Origin of the sequence: Desulfosporosinus acidiphilus SJ4 (genome assembly GCF_000255115.2) — a bacterium.
Lineage (GTDB): Bacteria > Bacillota > Desulfitobacteriia > Desulfitobacteriales > Desulfitobacteriaceae > Desulfosporosinus > Desulfosporosinus acidiphilus.
On record NC_018068.1, the window covers coordinates 2,895,993 to 2,911,384 of the forward strand.

The 15,392-nt window shown below is 41.0% G+C and carries 12 protein-coding genes; 1 reads left to right on the forward strand and 11 read right to left on the reverse strand.

Annotation, left to right across the window (positions count from 1 at the left end; translation table 11 throughout):
- Positions 1-21 precede the first annotated feature (21 nt).
- The 11 genes from DESACI_RS13160 to DESACI_RS13210 all read right to left on the reverse strand — a co-directional run bounded on the left by DESACI_RS13160 (position 22) and on the right by DESACI_RS13210 (position 14,170).
- Positions 22-393: a BlaI/MecI/CopY family transcriptional regulator gene (locus DESACI_RS13160; RefSeq protein WP_014827686.1), complete on the reverse strand. Its 372-nt coding sequence runs from the start codon at positions 391-393 to the stop codon at positions 22-24.
- 277 nt (positions 394-670) lie between these two features.
- Complete coding sequence (locus tag DESACI_RS13165) at positions 671-2,926, reverse strand: transglycosylase domain-containing protein (protein ID WP_014827687.1); 2,256 nt, start codon at positions 2,924-2,926, stop codon at positions 671-673.
- Between the two features lie 524 nt (positions 2,927-3,450).
- Positions 3,451-5,160, reverse strand: a complete 1,710-nt coding sequence (locus DESACI_RS13170; protein WP_242833052.1) for a SulP family inorganic anion transporter — start codon at positions 5,158-5,160, stop codon at positions 3,451-3,453.
- A gap of 677 nt (positions 5,161-5,837) precedes the next feature.
- Positions 5,838-6,275: a hypothetical protein gene (locus DESACI_RS13175; RefSeq protein WP_014827689.1), complete on the reverse strand. Its 438-nt coding sequence runs from the start codon at positions 6,273-6,275 to the stop codon at positions 5,838-5,840.
- 406 nt (positions 6,276-6,681) lie between these two features.
- Complete coding sequence (gene rbsK, locus DESACI_RS13180) at positions 6,682-7,620, reverse strand: ribokinase (protein WP_014827690.1); 939 nt, start codon at positions 7,618-7,620, stop codon at positions 6,682-6,684.
- A gap of 53 nt (positions 7,621-7,673) precedes the next feature.
- Positions 7,674-8,630 carry a substrate-binding domain-containing protein gene (locus DESACI_RS13185; RefSeq protein ID WP_014827691.1) on the reverse strand — a complete coding sequence of 319 codons (957 nt, stop codon included), beginning with the start codon at positions 8,628-8,630 and terminating at the stop codon, positions 7,674-7,676.
- Between the two features lie 53 nt (positions 8,631-8,683).
- On the reverse strand, positions 8,684-9,625 hold the full coding sequence (locus DESACI_RS13190; RefSeq protein WP_014827692.1) for an ABC transporter permease: 942 nt from the start codon (positions 9,623-9,625) through the stop codon (positions 8,684-8,686).
- Complete coding sequence (locus DESACI_RS13195) at positions 9,625-11,112, reverse strand: sugar ABC transporter ATP-binding protein (RefSeq protein ID WP_014827693.1); 1,488 nt, start codon at positions 11,110-11,112, stop codon at positions 9,625-9,627. Before DESACI_RS13195 ends, DESACI_RS13190 begins: the two co-directional genes overlap by 1 nt.
- Positions 11,113-11,123: 11 nt before the next feature.
- Positions 11,124-11,516 carry a D-ribose pyranase gene (gene rbsD, locus DESACI_RS13200; protein WP_014827694.1) on the reverse strand — a complete coding sequence of 131 codons (393 nt, stop codon included), beginning with the start codon at positions 11,514-11,516 and terminating at the stop codon, positions 11,124-11,126.
- Positions 11,517-11,700: 184 nt separating this feature from the next.
- Positions 11,701-12,693 carry a LacI family DNA-binding transcriptional regulator gene (locus DESACI_RS13205; protein WP_014827695.1) on the reverse strand — a complete coding sequence of 331 codons (993 nt, stop codon included), beginning with the start codon at positions 12,691-12,693 and terminating at the stop codon, positions 11,701-11,703.
- Between the two features lie 331 nt (positions 12,694-13,024).
- Positions 13,025-14,170, reverse strand: a complete 1,146-nt coding sequence (locus DESACI_RS13210; protein ID WP_014827696.1) for a VanW family protein — start codon at positions 14,168-14,170, stop codon at positions 13,025-13,027.
- 438 nt (positions 14,171-14,608) lie between these two features.
- Between DESACI_RS13210 and DESACI_RS13215 the strand changes: the two genes are divergently transcribed.
- A complete protein-coding gene (locus DESACI_RS13215) occupies positions 14,609-15,040 on the forward strand; it encodes a hypothetical protein (protein WP_014827697.1) in 432 nt (143 codons plus the stop codon).
- The last annotated feature ends 352 nt before the right edge of the window (positions 15,041-15,392 follow it).

Consider the following 15,392-nt stretch of genomic DNA (forward strand, 5'->3'; position numbering starts at 1 on the left):
TTTCTCCCTCCTTCCACGGCTTCACTTTTTATCCAGAAGATTTTTCAATTCTTGAATATCCTTCTCTGATAAGCTCTCGTTTTTAACAAAATTCGCCAGAAGGAGTTGGAGTGAACCGCCATATACCTTTTGCAGGAAAGAATTTGTTTCTTCCCGCATACATTCTTCTTCGGAAATTAAGGGATAATAATGATTTAAACCCAATACTTTGTTGACTCCCAAAGCTCTCTTTTTTACTAAGCGCGTTATTAAAGTTTGAATCGTTTTTGGGCTCCACCGAGTATTAGATTTTAACTGTTCAATCACTAAAGAAGCAGTTAATGGTGATTCTTGCCATAATACTCTCATTACAAGCCATTCCGCATCTGAAATCTTGCAGCTTGCTTCAGTCATAAAAGCATCTCCTTACAAGTGTAATCTATAGTTGTAGATTACACTTGTAAGGAGATGAAGTCAACTGGAAAAACCAGTCATTAACTAATTAAAATGACAGTATTAGATCAAATTTTATCCGACAAAATAATGCAATGCAGCCTTCAATGTCATCAAGGAATTAAAGGCTGCATCATACATATAAGTGTATTATTATTTAATTTACTTTTAGCATAATAAGTGGTCTGAAAGAATCATTGATGTAAAGATTCGGATTCATGCTGCTGACCTCATATGCTTAATCGGGAGCCTGCTGCAGTTTCCCCGGCAGGCTCGCATTAGAAGGCATCCGATAGGGGGCCTCATTGGAAGGCCAGGGAATCGACGGATTTCGGTCAGGAACATTTAAAAAGACGCGTGGGACATTATTAGGTTTAATATATTCCTGCACCCAAATATTACTGACTTGGGTAGGGAAATTCCCTTGAGCTGCTATTTCTGTTTGGATAAACTGGGGCGGAGTCAATGAGCTTGGCAGAAGGCCGGATTTAGTGTCAATAGAACCACTAACTATCCCCGCCGGACGTTTAAACTCTGTTTGTACTGTTTTATCTTGAAGAGCGACTGTCATAACTTTCTTCCAAATCCGGGCCGGATAGCTGCCGCCGTATACCTGCTGCAAATAGTGTTGTCCATCAGGATCAGAGTCATATCCCATCCACACCACTCCGGCATAATAAGGGGTGTAACCCGCAAACCAGGCATCAGGATTTCCGTTTTTATTGCCATAGCTTGCCGGAAGAGACGTTGTACCGGTTTTGCCAGCCACCGCCCAATGATCCATATTTGCCGCGTAGCCTGTTCCACCAGTCACAACGCTGTGCAACATATCGCTAATTAAATAGGCGGTGGTTTCTTTCATAACTCTTACACGAGTAATAGACGGAGTAATAATTGTATCTCCGGAAGAATCAATGACCTTTTCTATTGCGTGACTCGTGACACGTACACCATTATTGGCATAAACTCCATAAGCTGAAGCCATATCAAGGGTCGATACATGACATGTGCCAAGGGCCAAACTTAAAACTTTATCTTGGTTAGTCAAAGGTAACCCAAGATTATTTTTAGCAAATTCCCAACCGGTATTGACCCCGATAAGACTCAGCAGCTTTACGGCATAAACATTGACCGAATCTTCCAGAGCATACCGCATTGTGATCAGACCTTTCCACCCGTTTGTAGACGTATCATCGTCCACCGGGCTATAACTCTGACCGTAGCCTAAATCAAAAGTAACCGGCATGTCGTCCAGAACTGTTCCGGGATAATAGCCGCCCTTTTCTAAGGCAGGGCCATAGACAGCTAAAGGTTTAATCGTCGACCCCGGTTGTCGCTTAGCTTGCCAAGAACGATCAAAATTCCCATATTGGTAGTTCCTTCCCCCCACCATAGCCACGATGCTGCCAGTGGACGGTTCAACAATGGTCATTGCACCCTGTACTAAACTCTTATCAACACTTTGGGGAAAATTAGCCGGATCATTAAAAGCATCTTCAGCTGCGGTTTGGATTTTTGGGTCAACCGTAGTATATATTTTTAATCCTCCATTATTAATTTGATCCTCAGTTAAGTTATACTTGTTTTCTAATTCATTAACTACATAATCTACAAAGGAAGGATACTTATAATTGGCGGTTGCATAAACGGCCTTTTGTGGCCCGCCGTATGTTTTAATCATTGTATCTACATAAGTAAAGGACTCGTTAATGGATTGATTATACTGAGCAGCAGTAATAATCCCCGCATCTCGCATAACCCCAAGGACAATATTTCGTCGGGTCTTGGCAGCATTCGGATGAAAATAAGGATCATATCCGCTTGATGCTTGAGGCAAACCCGCCAAAAGTGCCACTTCTGCCGGGTCAAGCTTACTAACATCTTTGCCGAAATAGGTTTTAGCTGCTGCTTCAATCCCATAGGAAGATTCCCCCAGAGGAATTTTATTCAGATAAAATGTCAGGATCTCATCCTTGGTATAGCGTCGTTCAAGCTGTATGGCAATAATAACTTCTTGAACTTTCCTCGTTAGGGTTTTAGACGTCGGATCTTCGATAAAGGCATTACGAGCCAGTTGCTGAGTGATCGTGCTGGCACCCTGTTTGGCGCTTCCTGTGATCAAATCCTGAATACCGGAGCTGACAATTCGTATAGGATCAATCCCGATTTCTTGATAGAAACGTTTATCTTCCACTGCGACAAAGGTTTTTTTCACGATATCCGGGATTTGAGAGGAGCTCAAGCTCAGTCGATTCACCGTACTATGTAACTGGGCTATCTCATTACCATTTTTGTCATAAATGATTGAAGACTGCTTCATGTCGTTCAGAGAAGAGGGATCCCACTGCGGGAGCTGTAAGGCCACCTTCAAAACAAAAATCCCACCGGCAGCAAATGCTAATAAAAGTACAGTCAAAAGTGAATAAAGGAACACACGAAGTTTTTTACTCTTGCTTCGTTGATGTCCACGATTCTTGCGGGACATTTTCGTCATATTTAATTAACCCCCAAAAGATAAGTACTCTATAGAAGATTATAACACACTAAATGTCGATCATTAGAATGGAAATAATTGCTTTCGTCAAACTATTACATTTTTTGACTTCGAATTAACATCGACAAATGAACAACAGCATTCAATCCCATGGCGCTTTCTTGTTATTTAAGCCGCAAGCAGTTTTTAAATAAAGAAAACGTTTCTGGCGCCTGAAGACATTGGCCTTTGCTCGGATCAGCCCTTCATGCACTATACAACCGAGGGTTATACTCTTTCCGATAGTAAAAATAAAGGGAGTCGGTCAAACCGTTCTCCCTTTTCCTATAGGGTGCATTTTATTTTTCAATCGATCATATCTGATCATATCTTGTTTTGTGCCTCAAACAATTTCATTTTATAGTGCATATCCTCTAAACAAGTGGATGCGAATCCTCTAAACAAGTCGGTCCAAATCCTTTGGCATGCAATACATGGTCATCTGTAGTCTCTCGGACATCCTCTATTGTATCTATCCCAGCATTTTAACAGTTCAAAGCTGCTCTAGCCCTTCTTAGAGCATTGGAAGTCGAAGCAAATACCTCATTCTCCAGCATAAAAATATTCTCCCCTCCAATTTCAGTATCCAAACCAGACTTTTTAAAAATAGCATTCAGCTCTGATTTGACCCCACTAATGATTAAAGTTCCTCCGGCTTCTCTTACATTCCTGACAAATACTTTCAAAGCCGTAATTGATGTTAGATCAATGGTCGTAACATGGTTCATTCTTAAAATAAATACACTGGATTTATCAATCAAACTCTCAAGTCTTTCTCCAAGATCTGTTGCTCCACCAAAATATAAATTTCCTTCCAATTGAATAACCAATACATCTACCCTATTTTCAACGGTTTTTACCTCTTCGAGAATGACTTGAGATTCCTCACCCTGCTTAGGGATGAGAAGCTTGATGGGTGCTTTGTTTGTGTCTTTAAGATATAAGGCAATCGATAGAGCAATTCCTGTATAAATTGCATAATCAAGGTTTGGCAGTAAAATAACTAAGATACAGGTTACCCACATGGCAATCGAATCGGAAGAAAACAAGCCCGCTTTAATTACCTTTTTGATTTCAACTTTGTCAATCAAGCCATACCCAGTATAGATCAACACTCCTGCAAGACCTGCACTGGGGATATATCTCGCGTAGGGAGCAAACAGTATGAGAACTATGGCTACAAATACACCCGAGAGGATTCCCGCTAATCTGCTGACTCCCCCGTTAATAAAATTGATGGCCGACCGCGAAAAGGATCCGGAGGAAGGCAGGCACTGGAAGAATGCTCCCACAATATTTGATAAACCTTGGCCGATAAATTCCTGATTAGAATCAATCTTTTGTCGCGTTTTAGTAGCAATTGATTTGGAAATTGATATTGCCTCTACTAAACCAATGATTGAAATAGCAAAAGCCCCACTAAGCATTTCTTTTATTGAAGAAAGGTTAAACTGAACCATTGTAAAGGGGGGAAAGCCCGAAGGAATATTTCCGGTAAGCTTAACGCCTTTCTTTTCCAGATCAAACAGTATGATAAAAAAGATTGGAACGATAATTCCGATTAAAGCACCCGGCAGATTTTTGCTTATCTTTTTGCAAATCAGCATAATAACGATGGTCATTAGTCCAACTCCTAAGACATAGGGGTTAGTTTGGTTTAAATGAGTAACAATATATTGCATTTTTTCTAATGTTGACATTGCTGAAGAGTTTTTAATCGATATCCCCAGGAATGTATTGACCTGTCCAAGAGCGATGATTGTCCCTGCTCCCGCAGTAAAACCAACCAGAACGGTATGGGAAACGAAGTCTATTACCTTGCCAAGCTTAATGGCTCCATAAACGACCTGTAGTACACCAACCATAAACGTCATTAGGAAAAGCATTTGATAAGCATTGGGAAGATTCATATATCGAATCATAGCGCTTGCCGTAAGCAAACATATAGCATTTGTTGGTCCGGTAATAAGCTGATTCGATGAGCCAAAAGCCGAGCCTATAATAGCAGCTATGATACCCGTATATAAGCCATAGATGGGATTAACGCCGGCAATCAAGGCATAAGCCATATACTGGGGCAGGCCAACAACTACAACAGTTAAGGCGCCGATAATGTCATGCTTGAGGTCTCCCTTCCTGTACGCTCTAATTGTATCGATAATCGGTATTCGTTTGCCGAGTGCAAATCCCGACATACTGTCCCCACCTTTCTCGTCCGTAATCCAAACGTGAAACATTTCACTTAGAGACAAAGCATTTTGCCTTGCTCTTAGTTTTTTACAGTTTTTTACCCTCATTTTCTTTCCCTAAAATCTAAAACTTTCTTTCCCTTAAAATCTAAAGCTTTTCTTTCCCTTAAAATTTAAAGTTTTTCTTTCTCTTAAACCTGTAAATAATCACATTTTTTAGCAGTCTTTATGACTTTTCTTTCTAAGCATCCACTAATTTTGAGAGCTCAATCGTGTGATCTTTCAAACTCATAACTCTTAGTCATGGTAAGTTGCTTTGATTTAAATTGTTATAATGATATTGAATTCTAACCAAGCTCAAACTCTCTTCAATATAAGTCACACTCCTTTTTGAATTTTCCACATAAGCTACAAATTAAGGGTATCATTCAGGGATTTAGATGTCTATAGAAAATCAGTATGTTCATCATCATTAATGCCTATGAACATATTTAACTTTTTTAACTTTCAGCCTTATGTTCCGAGAAATGAACTTCCTACACCAAAAACAACTCCTTTCATTTCTGACAGGAGTTGTTAAGCAGCTAAGCTCAAGCAGTTAGACAATTATTGCTACTTTACTATTAAAACGGAACATTTAGAAGCGTGAAGAACGCGTTGACTAACACTGCTTTCTGATGAAATTAAGCCGTTTGCATGTGTTTTAACTTTGGATATCTAAACCCAGCTTCCTTAGCCATTGTCACAAATAAATCTTTGTTACAATTGACTTGGATTTTAAAATATGACAATTCCATGAAGTGAGTATCAGAACACTCTTTAATTTCAACATGCCATTGGATTCCCTTTCCTTTTGCGAACGTCAGTATTCTTGCAAGGTATTCTAAACTTACATTAGTCAAGCCTAACGGAGTTACATCCGCATCATCCTGGGACACAATTCTGTTGATTACTTGAGTTTCTTTATCTTGAGTTATTTCTACGCCGGTATCAATGAGTTTTTCAACAAGGATATTGTATATCACTTGATAGTCATCGAATTCCTCTCGTCGCAGTTCCCTGACCCCACTATCTTGGCCCTTTAAGGTAAACCTCTGAAGTAATTCATCACACTTTCTCATGAGACGCCCCCCCTTTTCGTTTGCTATTGTTAGCACTTTCACATTTTCCAGGATACTTCCTTATTACCTTAGCATTTAGAGACGATAGTTGAGCGATTTATCCTTCGGATTATTTCCCTTACCAAAATCGTAACATTCTTTTTGGCTTATTGTCTATAGGATAACTCTATGTTACTGATTAACTATTCCTATCTTTGGCTTTTTACCCCTTGCAGACAATGATCAAGACTAGATCGTTGTGCACCTCCATGCGTTAAGTAGCGATTTCTGATGTCTGCAAAGATATAAACTTTTACATCACATATAATGCCCCATCCAAACAAGGAGTAACTTAAAAGGCCCTCATCGGTATAAATGAGGACCTTCATTCATTCATTAATTAGTATGTCAGTCATAAGCAAATCAATTATAAGTCATCAACGAACTGCCTTTGGCTTAAAAAAGCATCAATTTCTAACCGTTCAGGAATTGATGTCTGGGCACCTTTTCTGGTAACGGTTAGAGCCGAGGCTGCTGAAGCAAAACGCAGCGCTTCTTGAACTGGCTTACCTTCAACCATAGCAGTTGCGTACGCACCAACAAAGGTATCACCCGCCGCAGTGGTATCGGTCACCGCAACTTTAAACGCCGGCAAATAGACCGTTGTTCCTTCCCTGTTCAAGTAAAATAATCCTTTGGCTCCCAAAGTTACAATGACTTCCCGGCATCCTTTGTCCACCAAAATCTTGGCAGCGGAATGAACTTCTTCTATAGTTCCCGTTTCTGCCCCGGATAAGACAGCTGCTTCCGTTTCATTGAGAATCAGCAGACCAACCCGGCTAAAAGCGTTCTCCGGCGGTGCGAATGCTGGAGCAGGATTGTAGATAATATATTTCCCTTTCGCCCCAAAATATTCCAAGGCATAAGCAACTGTAGAGTAAGGTATCTCATTCTGTAAAATGATGATATCAGGCTCCAGCAATTGCCTTTCCTCAACCTGGACATCCTGGGTTTCCACTTTTCCATTAGCGCCCGGAGAAATTATGATACTGTTTTCTCCAAGTTCATCTACGGTAATGAAGGCCAATCCTGTTCCTACATCTTGTTTAAGAAGAACACTTTCCGTTCCGACACGGGAAGATCTCAGGTTCTCCAGCAGAATTTCTCCGTAAGTGTCCGCACCCACGGCGCCAAACATTTCGACTCTTGCTCCTGCACGAGCGGCAGCAACAGCTTGATTTGCTCCTTTTCCGCCGGGAACATAGCTTGTCTCAAGAGCTTTAATAGTCTGACCCGGTAAAGGTGCTTTCTCAACCCTGTTGACTATGTCCATATTGAGGCTGCCTATGACCGCAATAGAACGCATAATCCTGCTTCACCTCCTCCGGCTAACATCCCTTTATCAAACGTGTACTTTTTCTAGAAGCCGCTGAATGAAGTTCCTTTTTCAACTAACATCAGAGGTGAGCTGACTGTCGCCGAAACAGAATTGCCCTTCACTAGTTTCACTGCGTTCTGTACGCCCAATACACCCTCTTGAATAGGCTGCTGTGCAATATCCGCATAGAAGAGTCCTTGTTGGACATCATTAACTGCTTCTTGCTCTCCATCAATACCCACAATAGCTATCCCTGTTTTATTGCTTTGTTGAATAGCTTTTAAGGCACCAAGAGCCATCTCATCATTTTGGGCAAAAACCCCTTTTACATCCGGATTTGCCTGAAGAATATTTTGCATAACGTTTAAGGCCTTGCTGCGGTCGAAATTAGCCGATTGTTTAGCGACAATTTGAATTCCTTTGGCTGTTGCCATTTCTTGATCAAATCCTTGTTCTCTGTCTCTTTCGGCAGAGGTACCAATGATTCCTTGCAGCTCAACGACTTTACCTTGACCATTCAAGGCTTTTATGATCTCATCAGCAGCCATTTTTCCGGCTTGAACGTTGTCAGAAGCAATAAAGCTGGATACTTTGCCGGAATTTACGCTGCGGTCCAAAGTGATGACAGGAATATTCGCCTTGTTGGCCGCAGCAACTGCAGTGGACAATCCTTGGCTGTCTGTCGGGTTGAGAATTATCGCACTGACTTTTTGTTGAATCAGATCTTGAACTTGGTTCAATTGAGTCGCTGCATCATTATTACCATTGTCGACAATAACTTTAATGTTTTCTTTAGCAGCTTCCTGTTTAACTCCATTTTCCATTGCTACAAAGAACGGATTGTTAGTTGTAGAGACAGCGAAACCGATGGTGGTATCGCTTGATTTTGATTGGGCAGCTGTCTTATCGCTTGAATTACTATTGGAAACAGTTCCACACCCAGATACCAGGCCTACAGTCAGAACACCTAGCCCCAAAATAGTTTTCCATTTTTTCATTGCCATTCTCCTCTTTATGTTTTATTTATTTGAAGAAGGAGGCCTGAGGCCTCTTACCTCCCATTAGATTTCTTGCGATCAAGCATGATAGCCGCAAGAATAATTAACCCTTTTACCGCATCCTGGTAAAAAGAATTAACGTTGAGAAGATTTAATCCGTTATCAATAATTCCTAGAATTAATGCTCCAATTAATGTCCCAACTAATGTCCCTTCTCCTCCTGCCAAACTGGTCCCGCCAAGTACGACGGCAGTAATGGCATCAAGTTCATAACCCACACCGGCAGTTGGTTCTGCGGAGCCTAAACGGGAGGCCAGAATGATTCCTGCCAGAGAGGCCAAAATACCGCTGACTACATAAACTCCGAGCAGATATCGCTTGACCGGAACACCAGCTAAGAAGGATACTCGCTCATTACCTCCAATAGCATAGATGCGCCTGCCTGAAATGCTTCTGTGCAATACAATCCAAGCAGCAATAAAAACTGCCGCCATAACCCAGACTGGAATCGGAATTTCAAGAAACGTTCCGGTACCAAATTTCGCAAACTCCTGTGGCAAATTGAAAATGGGCATTCCATTGGTATAAATTTCTGTCATTCCTCTAAACAGCGTCATCGTACCTAACGTAACAATAAATGGGGCCAAGCCTGCATATGCCACAAAGAGCCCATTGAGTGCGCCGGCCAAACCTCCGAAAGCTATAGCTACAATGACTGCCATCCAAGGACTTACATGCCCCATCATAAGTTGAGCAGCAATAGCCGCACTTAAAGCTAAGGTGGAACCGACCGACAGGTCAATCCCTCCGGTCAGGATAACAAACGTCATACCCACGGCGATCAAGGCATTAACTGAAATCTGTAAAGCAACATTACGCAGGTTTCCAAAGGTAAAAAACTTTGCAGTCGCGAAAGAAAGAATAAAAATTAAGATAACCAGACCAATTGTCGGTCCTAAATGATAGCGTTTAATTGTATTCATAACCCGTTGCACTATACTTCGCCTCCTGTGGCCAAGCTCATAAATGCCTCTTGCTGCATCTCTCCGGCCAGTAATTCGCCTTTAATAACTCCCTCATGCATAACGTAGACCCTGTCACTCATGCCCAACAACTCAGGCAAATCTGAAGAGATTAATAAAACGGCCTTACCTTCAGACTTCAGGTGGTTCATTAGCTGATAGATCTCTTGCTTAGCCCCTACGTCAACCCCACGTGTCGGTTCATCCAGAATCAGCAATTTTGGATTACAGGCGAGCCACTTACCGATAACAACCTTTTGCTGATTTCCACCGCTTAAATTTTGTACCAATTGTTCAATCGTAGGGGTTTTTACCCTCAATTGTTTAACCCAATGCTGAGCATTTTCCTGTTCCCCCTGCCTTTGGATCAGACCGAAGCGACTGCGTTCACCGAGGGTTGGAAGCGCCAAATTTTCTCGAATGGAAAAAGGAAGGTGCAGACCTTCATTTTTGCGGTCTTCAGTCACAAGGGCAATACCCGCGCGAATAGCCTCTAGCGGAGATTTTAAAGAGAGAGTTCGTCCTTCTAAGCTTATCTCTCCAGACTTCAAAGCATCGATCCCGCTTAAAGCACGGGCAACTTCGGTTCGTCCAGCTCCCATCAAACCACCAAGACCCACAATTTCGCCCGCTTTTACTTCTAAGCTGACATCATGAATAGATTCTGTACTTAAGTGTTCTGCGAGCAGTACCCTATCGGAAGGTGTTATATCAATATGTGGATATCGTTCTTCAATCTCCCGGCCTACCATCAAGGAAACTAATTCCCGCTCCGTTGTTTCCTTCGTCTGAACAGTAGCAATAAACTGCCCGTCCCGCAGAACAGTCACCCGGTCTGCGATCGTGAACAATTCCTCTAAGCGATGAGAAATATAAATAATCCCAACACCTTTTGCTTTGAGTGAACGAACTATTTCAAAAAGCCTTTCAGTCTCGGCTCTGCTCAACGCAGATGTAGGTTCATCCATGATGAGAAAGCGAACGTCTTTCTGTAAAGCTTTGCCGATCTCCACCAATTGTTGTTCTCCAACGCTCAGGCCTCCGAGGGGCTCTTTAGGGCTGCGATTAAGATTCAGAGTGGCCATTGTCTCCTCAACCTTTTTATAGAGCAGAGGATAATTAACAAAACCCATCTTTCGAAATTCATCTTCATGCCCTATCAGAAAGTTTTCTGCCACTGATAAGTTGGGAAAGAGGTTAAGTTCTTGGTAAATCATTTCGATTCCCAGGTTCTGGGCATCTCGAATTCCCCGAATGGATACAACCTCTCCGTCGATAGCCGTCTGTCCTTCATCAGCCACATAAACTCCGGTTAGGATTTTCATTAGAGTGGACTTGCCGGCACCATTTTCTCCGAGCAAAGCCACAACCTCTCCGCCATTTATATGAAGGTCCACCCCTTGTAAGACTTTAACACCGGAAAAGGCTTTACAGATTCCCTTCATTTCTAAGGATGCCATAAATTCACCACCTAAAAAATTACGCTGGATTGTAAGATGACATTAGCATAGGAAGTCCACTCACCAGTACGTACAATCACTGAAGCTGAGTTCAAACGATCTTTAAACATTTCATGACTGACAAGGTCAATTGGAGCATCGGTCGCCCCTTTGATTTTAGCAAATAAATCAGGGTGAGCCCCCTGCAGTTCCTGGGCAACGGTTAACCGTTCCACACTTAATTCGGTCAGAACAGAATTGAAAACATCCCAAAAAGAAGCTACGCCCTCACTAACGGCCAAATCTATAAAAGGGATTTGGGGCGGAATCGGTAAGCCATAGTCAGCGATCACTAAACTTTGGCCATGGCCCAACGTAGCAATGATACGAGATAATTCTCCATGAAGCACACCCTGTTTTTTCATTCCATGACACCTCTGTTAGTTTTTTTCTCACCAGACAGCTTAATGTGGTATTTATTGATAGTACTGATACAAATATGGTACCGCTTCCATAATCACAGAAGACTCGAATTGTTTAAAATGGTTAGAGGTTGTCCATTTCTTATATCAAACTATTTATATCTCTATTTTTGTTAACTGCGATTATTTATTTTCTCGTCGAATCTCGTTGAACTAACTTAACCTCCAGTTCATAAATCCGATTTTCTACACGAGACCCCTCTATCTTCATAATTAACAACTCAGCCGCTAAAGCTCCCATTTCATAAATAGGCTGGGCTATTGTCGTTAATTCCGGCTCAACGGCTTCAGTCAGATTTATGCCATCAAAACCGCAAATTGCAATTTGCTTCGGAACATTGATACCTAAACGCAAGAGGGTTTTTAAGGCTCCAACTGCCATCAAATCGTTACCTACAAAAATTCCGTCAACATCCGGGTGACGTTCCATTAAGACTCTAGCTGCGTTCATACCGCCATCCAATTTGAAATTTCCTGGTACCATTAAAGTCGGGCTATACCAATTCGAATTTTTGACAGATTCCTCATAGCCCATTAGGCGGTCCTTAGCTGTATTAATTTCCTGAGGTCCATAAATATGGGCTATTTTCTTGCAACCTATATCAAGCAAATGCTGAACGGCAATTTTAGCTCCTTCAAAATTTTTAGACCGAATCACGGTACAATTTTCTCGGGAAGGAGCTCGATCTAGTACAACAAAGGGGATATCGATCTTTTGCAGATACTCGACATCATCGCGGTTCAAGTTATGTGAAGCAAAAATAATTCCGCTGATATACTTTTGTTTAAGAATATTGATATAGGCCTTTTCTTTATTTGCTTGACCATCAGAATTGCCGAAGATGACAGTGTATCCCAGCGTCCTGGCCACATCTTCAACAGCCCTGCTCAGTGCGGGAAAAAAAGGATTTACTATATCCGGCAGGATTAGCGCAATTGTTTTAGTCTTTTTGTTCGTCAGGCCCCTGGCAACATCACTAGGTTCATATTTTAGGGTTTGAATAGCCTTTAAGACCTCTTTTTCCGTCTCGGCATTAACATAACCACTTTTATTAAGAACCCTAGAAACTGTAGAAATGGAAACACCTGCAAGAGCTGCAACATCCCGTATAGTAGCCATGTATTCTTTCAACTCCGCTTTCTATATAAGTAAAATGTGGTACCGCTACCACACATTCCAATATGTACCTAGTTCAGACAAAGAAATTTGGTCTCTGCGGTTTACGCAGAGTTTTTATCGTAATTAACATATTATTATATTCTACCTAAATTCAACTCTGCATGAACAATTAATCGTCTATCTTCAAAAATCAAATAAAAGAGAGTTGGCATTAATCGCCATGTGGAAGCGCTTTCATATTGTTCGTTATTAATATACTGATTTTTCGCTGAATTGTCAATCGAATTATTTTACCAATTGTCCAACCGAATACGCCAAAATCAATGGATAGTTATTTTGCTTCCCCAAATATTTGAAAGGTTAAAGTATTGTTATTAACATCACTTCGGATCAGTAGAAATGTTTTTGAATCGTTTCGAAATTTGAAATCAAGATCCGGATACGCCACCGTTGCATCTTGGCCTGGCGGAACATAGGCAACAGGCAGACTATGGCGTGAACGTTCGACTACCGTTAACAGAGGAGATGCTGAATGAACGGCATTAAACAATGTACTGGAAACTTGACATACACCGCCGCCCAACCCTGGTACGAATGAATTCCCTTCAATAATCAGAGCTTCTTGATATCCGGCTTCAGCGGTTCTTGGTCCAACTGTCCGGTTAAAAGAGAAAACCTCTCCAGGCTGCAGCACCAATCCATCGACTGATTTTGCCGCGAGCTGCAAATTAATCGTTCGTTCTTTCTGATTGGGATCAAAACTGGTCGAATATTTACTTAGCAGGCCGTACATTTTTACCTTAGCCAAGTCCGCTTTTGTTATAGTGGGGTTGACTTGTTCAAATGGAATAGAGATTTTTGAAATGTCATTATAAGGTTCTTTTTTGATGCTGGTCATTAAAGACTCAAAGTCAATTTGTTTCCCAGGCTTTTCTGGAACAATCCTCAGCGAGTGATCGGAGTTAACTAAAAAACGGGCATTCTCTGAAGAAATATTCAGTTCCGAGAGATGTCTTATTAAGACTTCCCGGAGAACGTGATCATCCCAATGATAGTTGGGTGTAAACGTGATTCCCCATCTCGCGTTAAATTTGCTAAAAGCTTTATTGAAAATATTCCCTTCTCGCCCAATGAGATAGGCTTTTTGCAGCGGCTCTTCAAAAGAATACGAAAAGCCAAGTTCCTCAAGATTTAATGAATAACTTTTATCGCCAGCAATTAAAAAAACGGGGCGCTTGTAGATTTCTTTTTGCATTTGATCCAGTTTCGACTGAGCCTCTCCCCTAGAAAGGTTCCCCAACGGGATTTGTAATACAATACCCTCGGCAAGTTGCCCCTTGTCGCTAGTATATAAGACCAGGGATAGACTAATCCCCCCGACAAGTACAATAACAAAACATGCCAAAAGTAAAACTTTATAACGTATTGCCATACTTTGACTTCTTGATTTTTCGGCCGCGCTGCAATCTTTTTCCACCTTAGAATCTCCCTTCACAGCAAGTAACGTTTAACTATATGCGTGTCGGGAGAAAAACTACATAACTATTTGCTTGGATATTAATGGAGATCCCATTTGATTTCAAAGAGTGAACTAAATTTCGTGAACTTATAATGCAAATGGATGACATGAAGAAGATTTTTAGAGAAGTTTTTGAGAATTTTTTAAGAAATTCACAAGAAATCCATAGCTCATTCACAACAAAATCTCATTGATTTTTTATACTTTGGCCATAAAAATAAAACTGATATTGATTCATTGTTTCAATACCATTACTTTACAGGAGAAACTATGCTAAATAAAACGAAGTGAATTTAGGACTCTTAAGTATCAGGCTGATTATTCAGGTTTCGTATTTGCTGCTTTGAACTCCAGGGGATTCCCCCACCGAAGTTTTTAAAAGATCAATATATTCAGATGCAGCAAGCCATTTCTAGCTTGCAATCTACCTTTGGTTCACAAACTCAAGGAGTCAACCTAGGGCAAGGTCAGCAGCAGATAACTCAACTGCTGGATCAAATGAACCAATTTAAAAACCAGTCTCAACAGGAGAAATTACAAAACGTCAATCAAATTCAGCAATCAATCCAAAATGCTATTCAAGCTTTAAATCAAGCAAATCAATCCGCTCAGTCCACAAAAGTCCTCACGCAAATGCATGAATTTATTGATCAAGCTCAAACTCAACTTCAAAACATGGCACAAAGCTCACAACAGCAGCAACAACAAACTGGACAAAGCCAGCAAACTCAATATGGACAATCATATCAGCAAATGAATCAACAAACGAATCAGCAAACGAACAAAACTCAAAATCAGAACCAACAACAAAATACAAGACTTCAATAAAGAAAACTCGGCTGAGTACCCACTAAGACACTGTCTTCGCACGTATTAGCCCTTCTTCTAGTATGCAATTGAAAGTGATACCTTCACGGGAGTGCCGCGAAACTATTTATAATAGTAAGCGGTACTCCTGTTTCTTTGCTGGTTTATAGAACGAACTATTGTATTAGTTGCTTTAAATTCATTAGAAATTCACAACATATTCATCATAAAATCTAATTCAATGTTTATACTTTGAGACAGATAGCCGTAAAGAAAAACGCACCCTTGTTAAGGAGTGCGTTACTTATTCATAAAGCATAAAACACAAGCCTTATCATTACATCATTTGATATGATTGTCTATAAATCGAGTT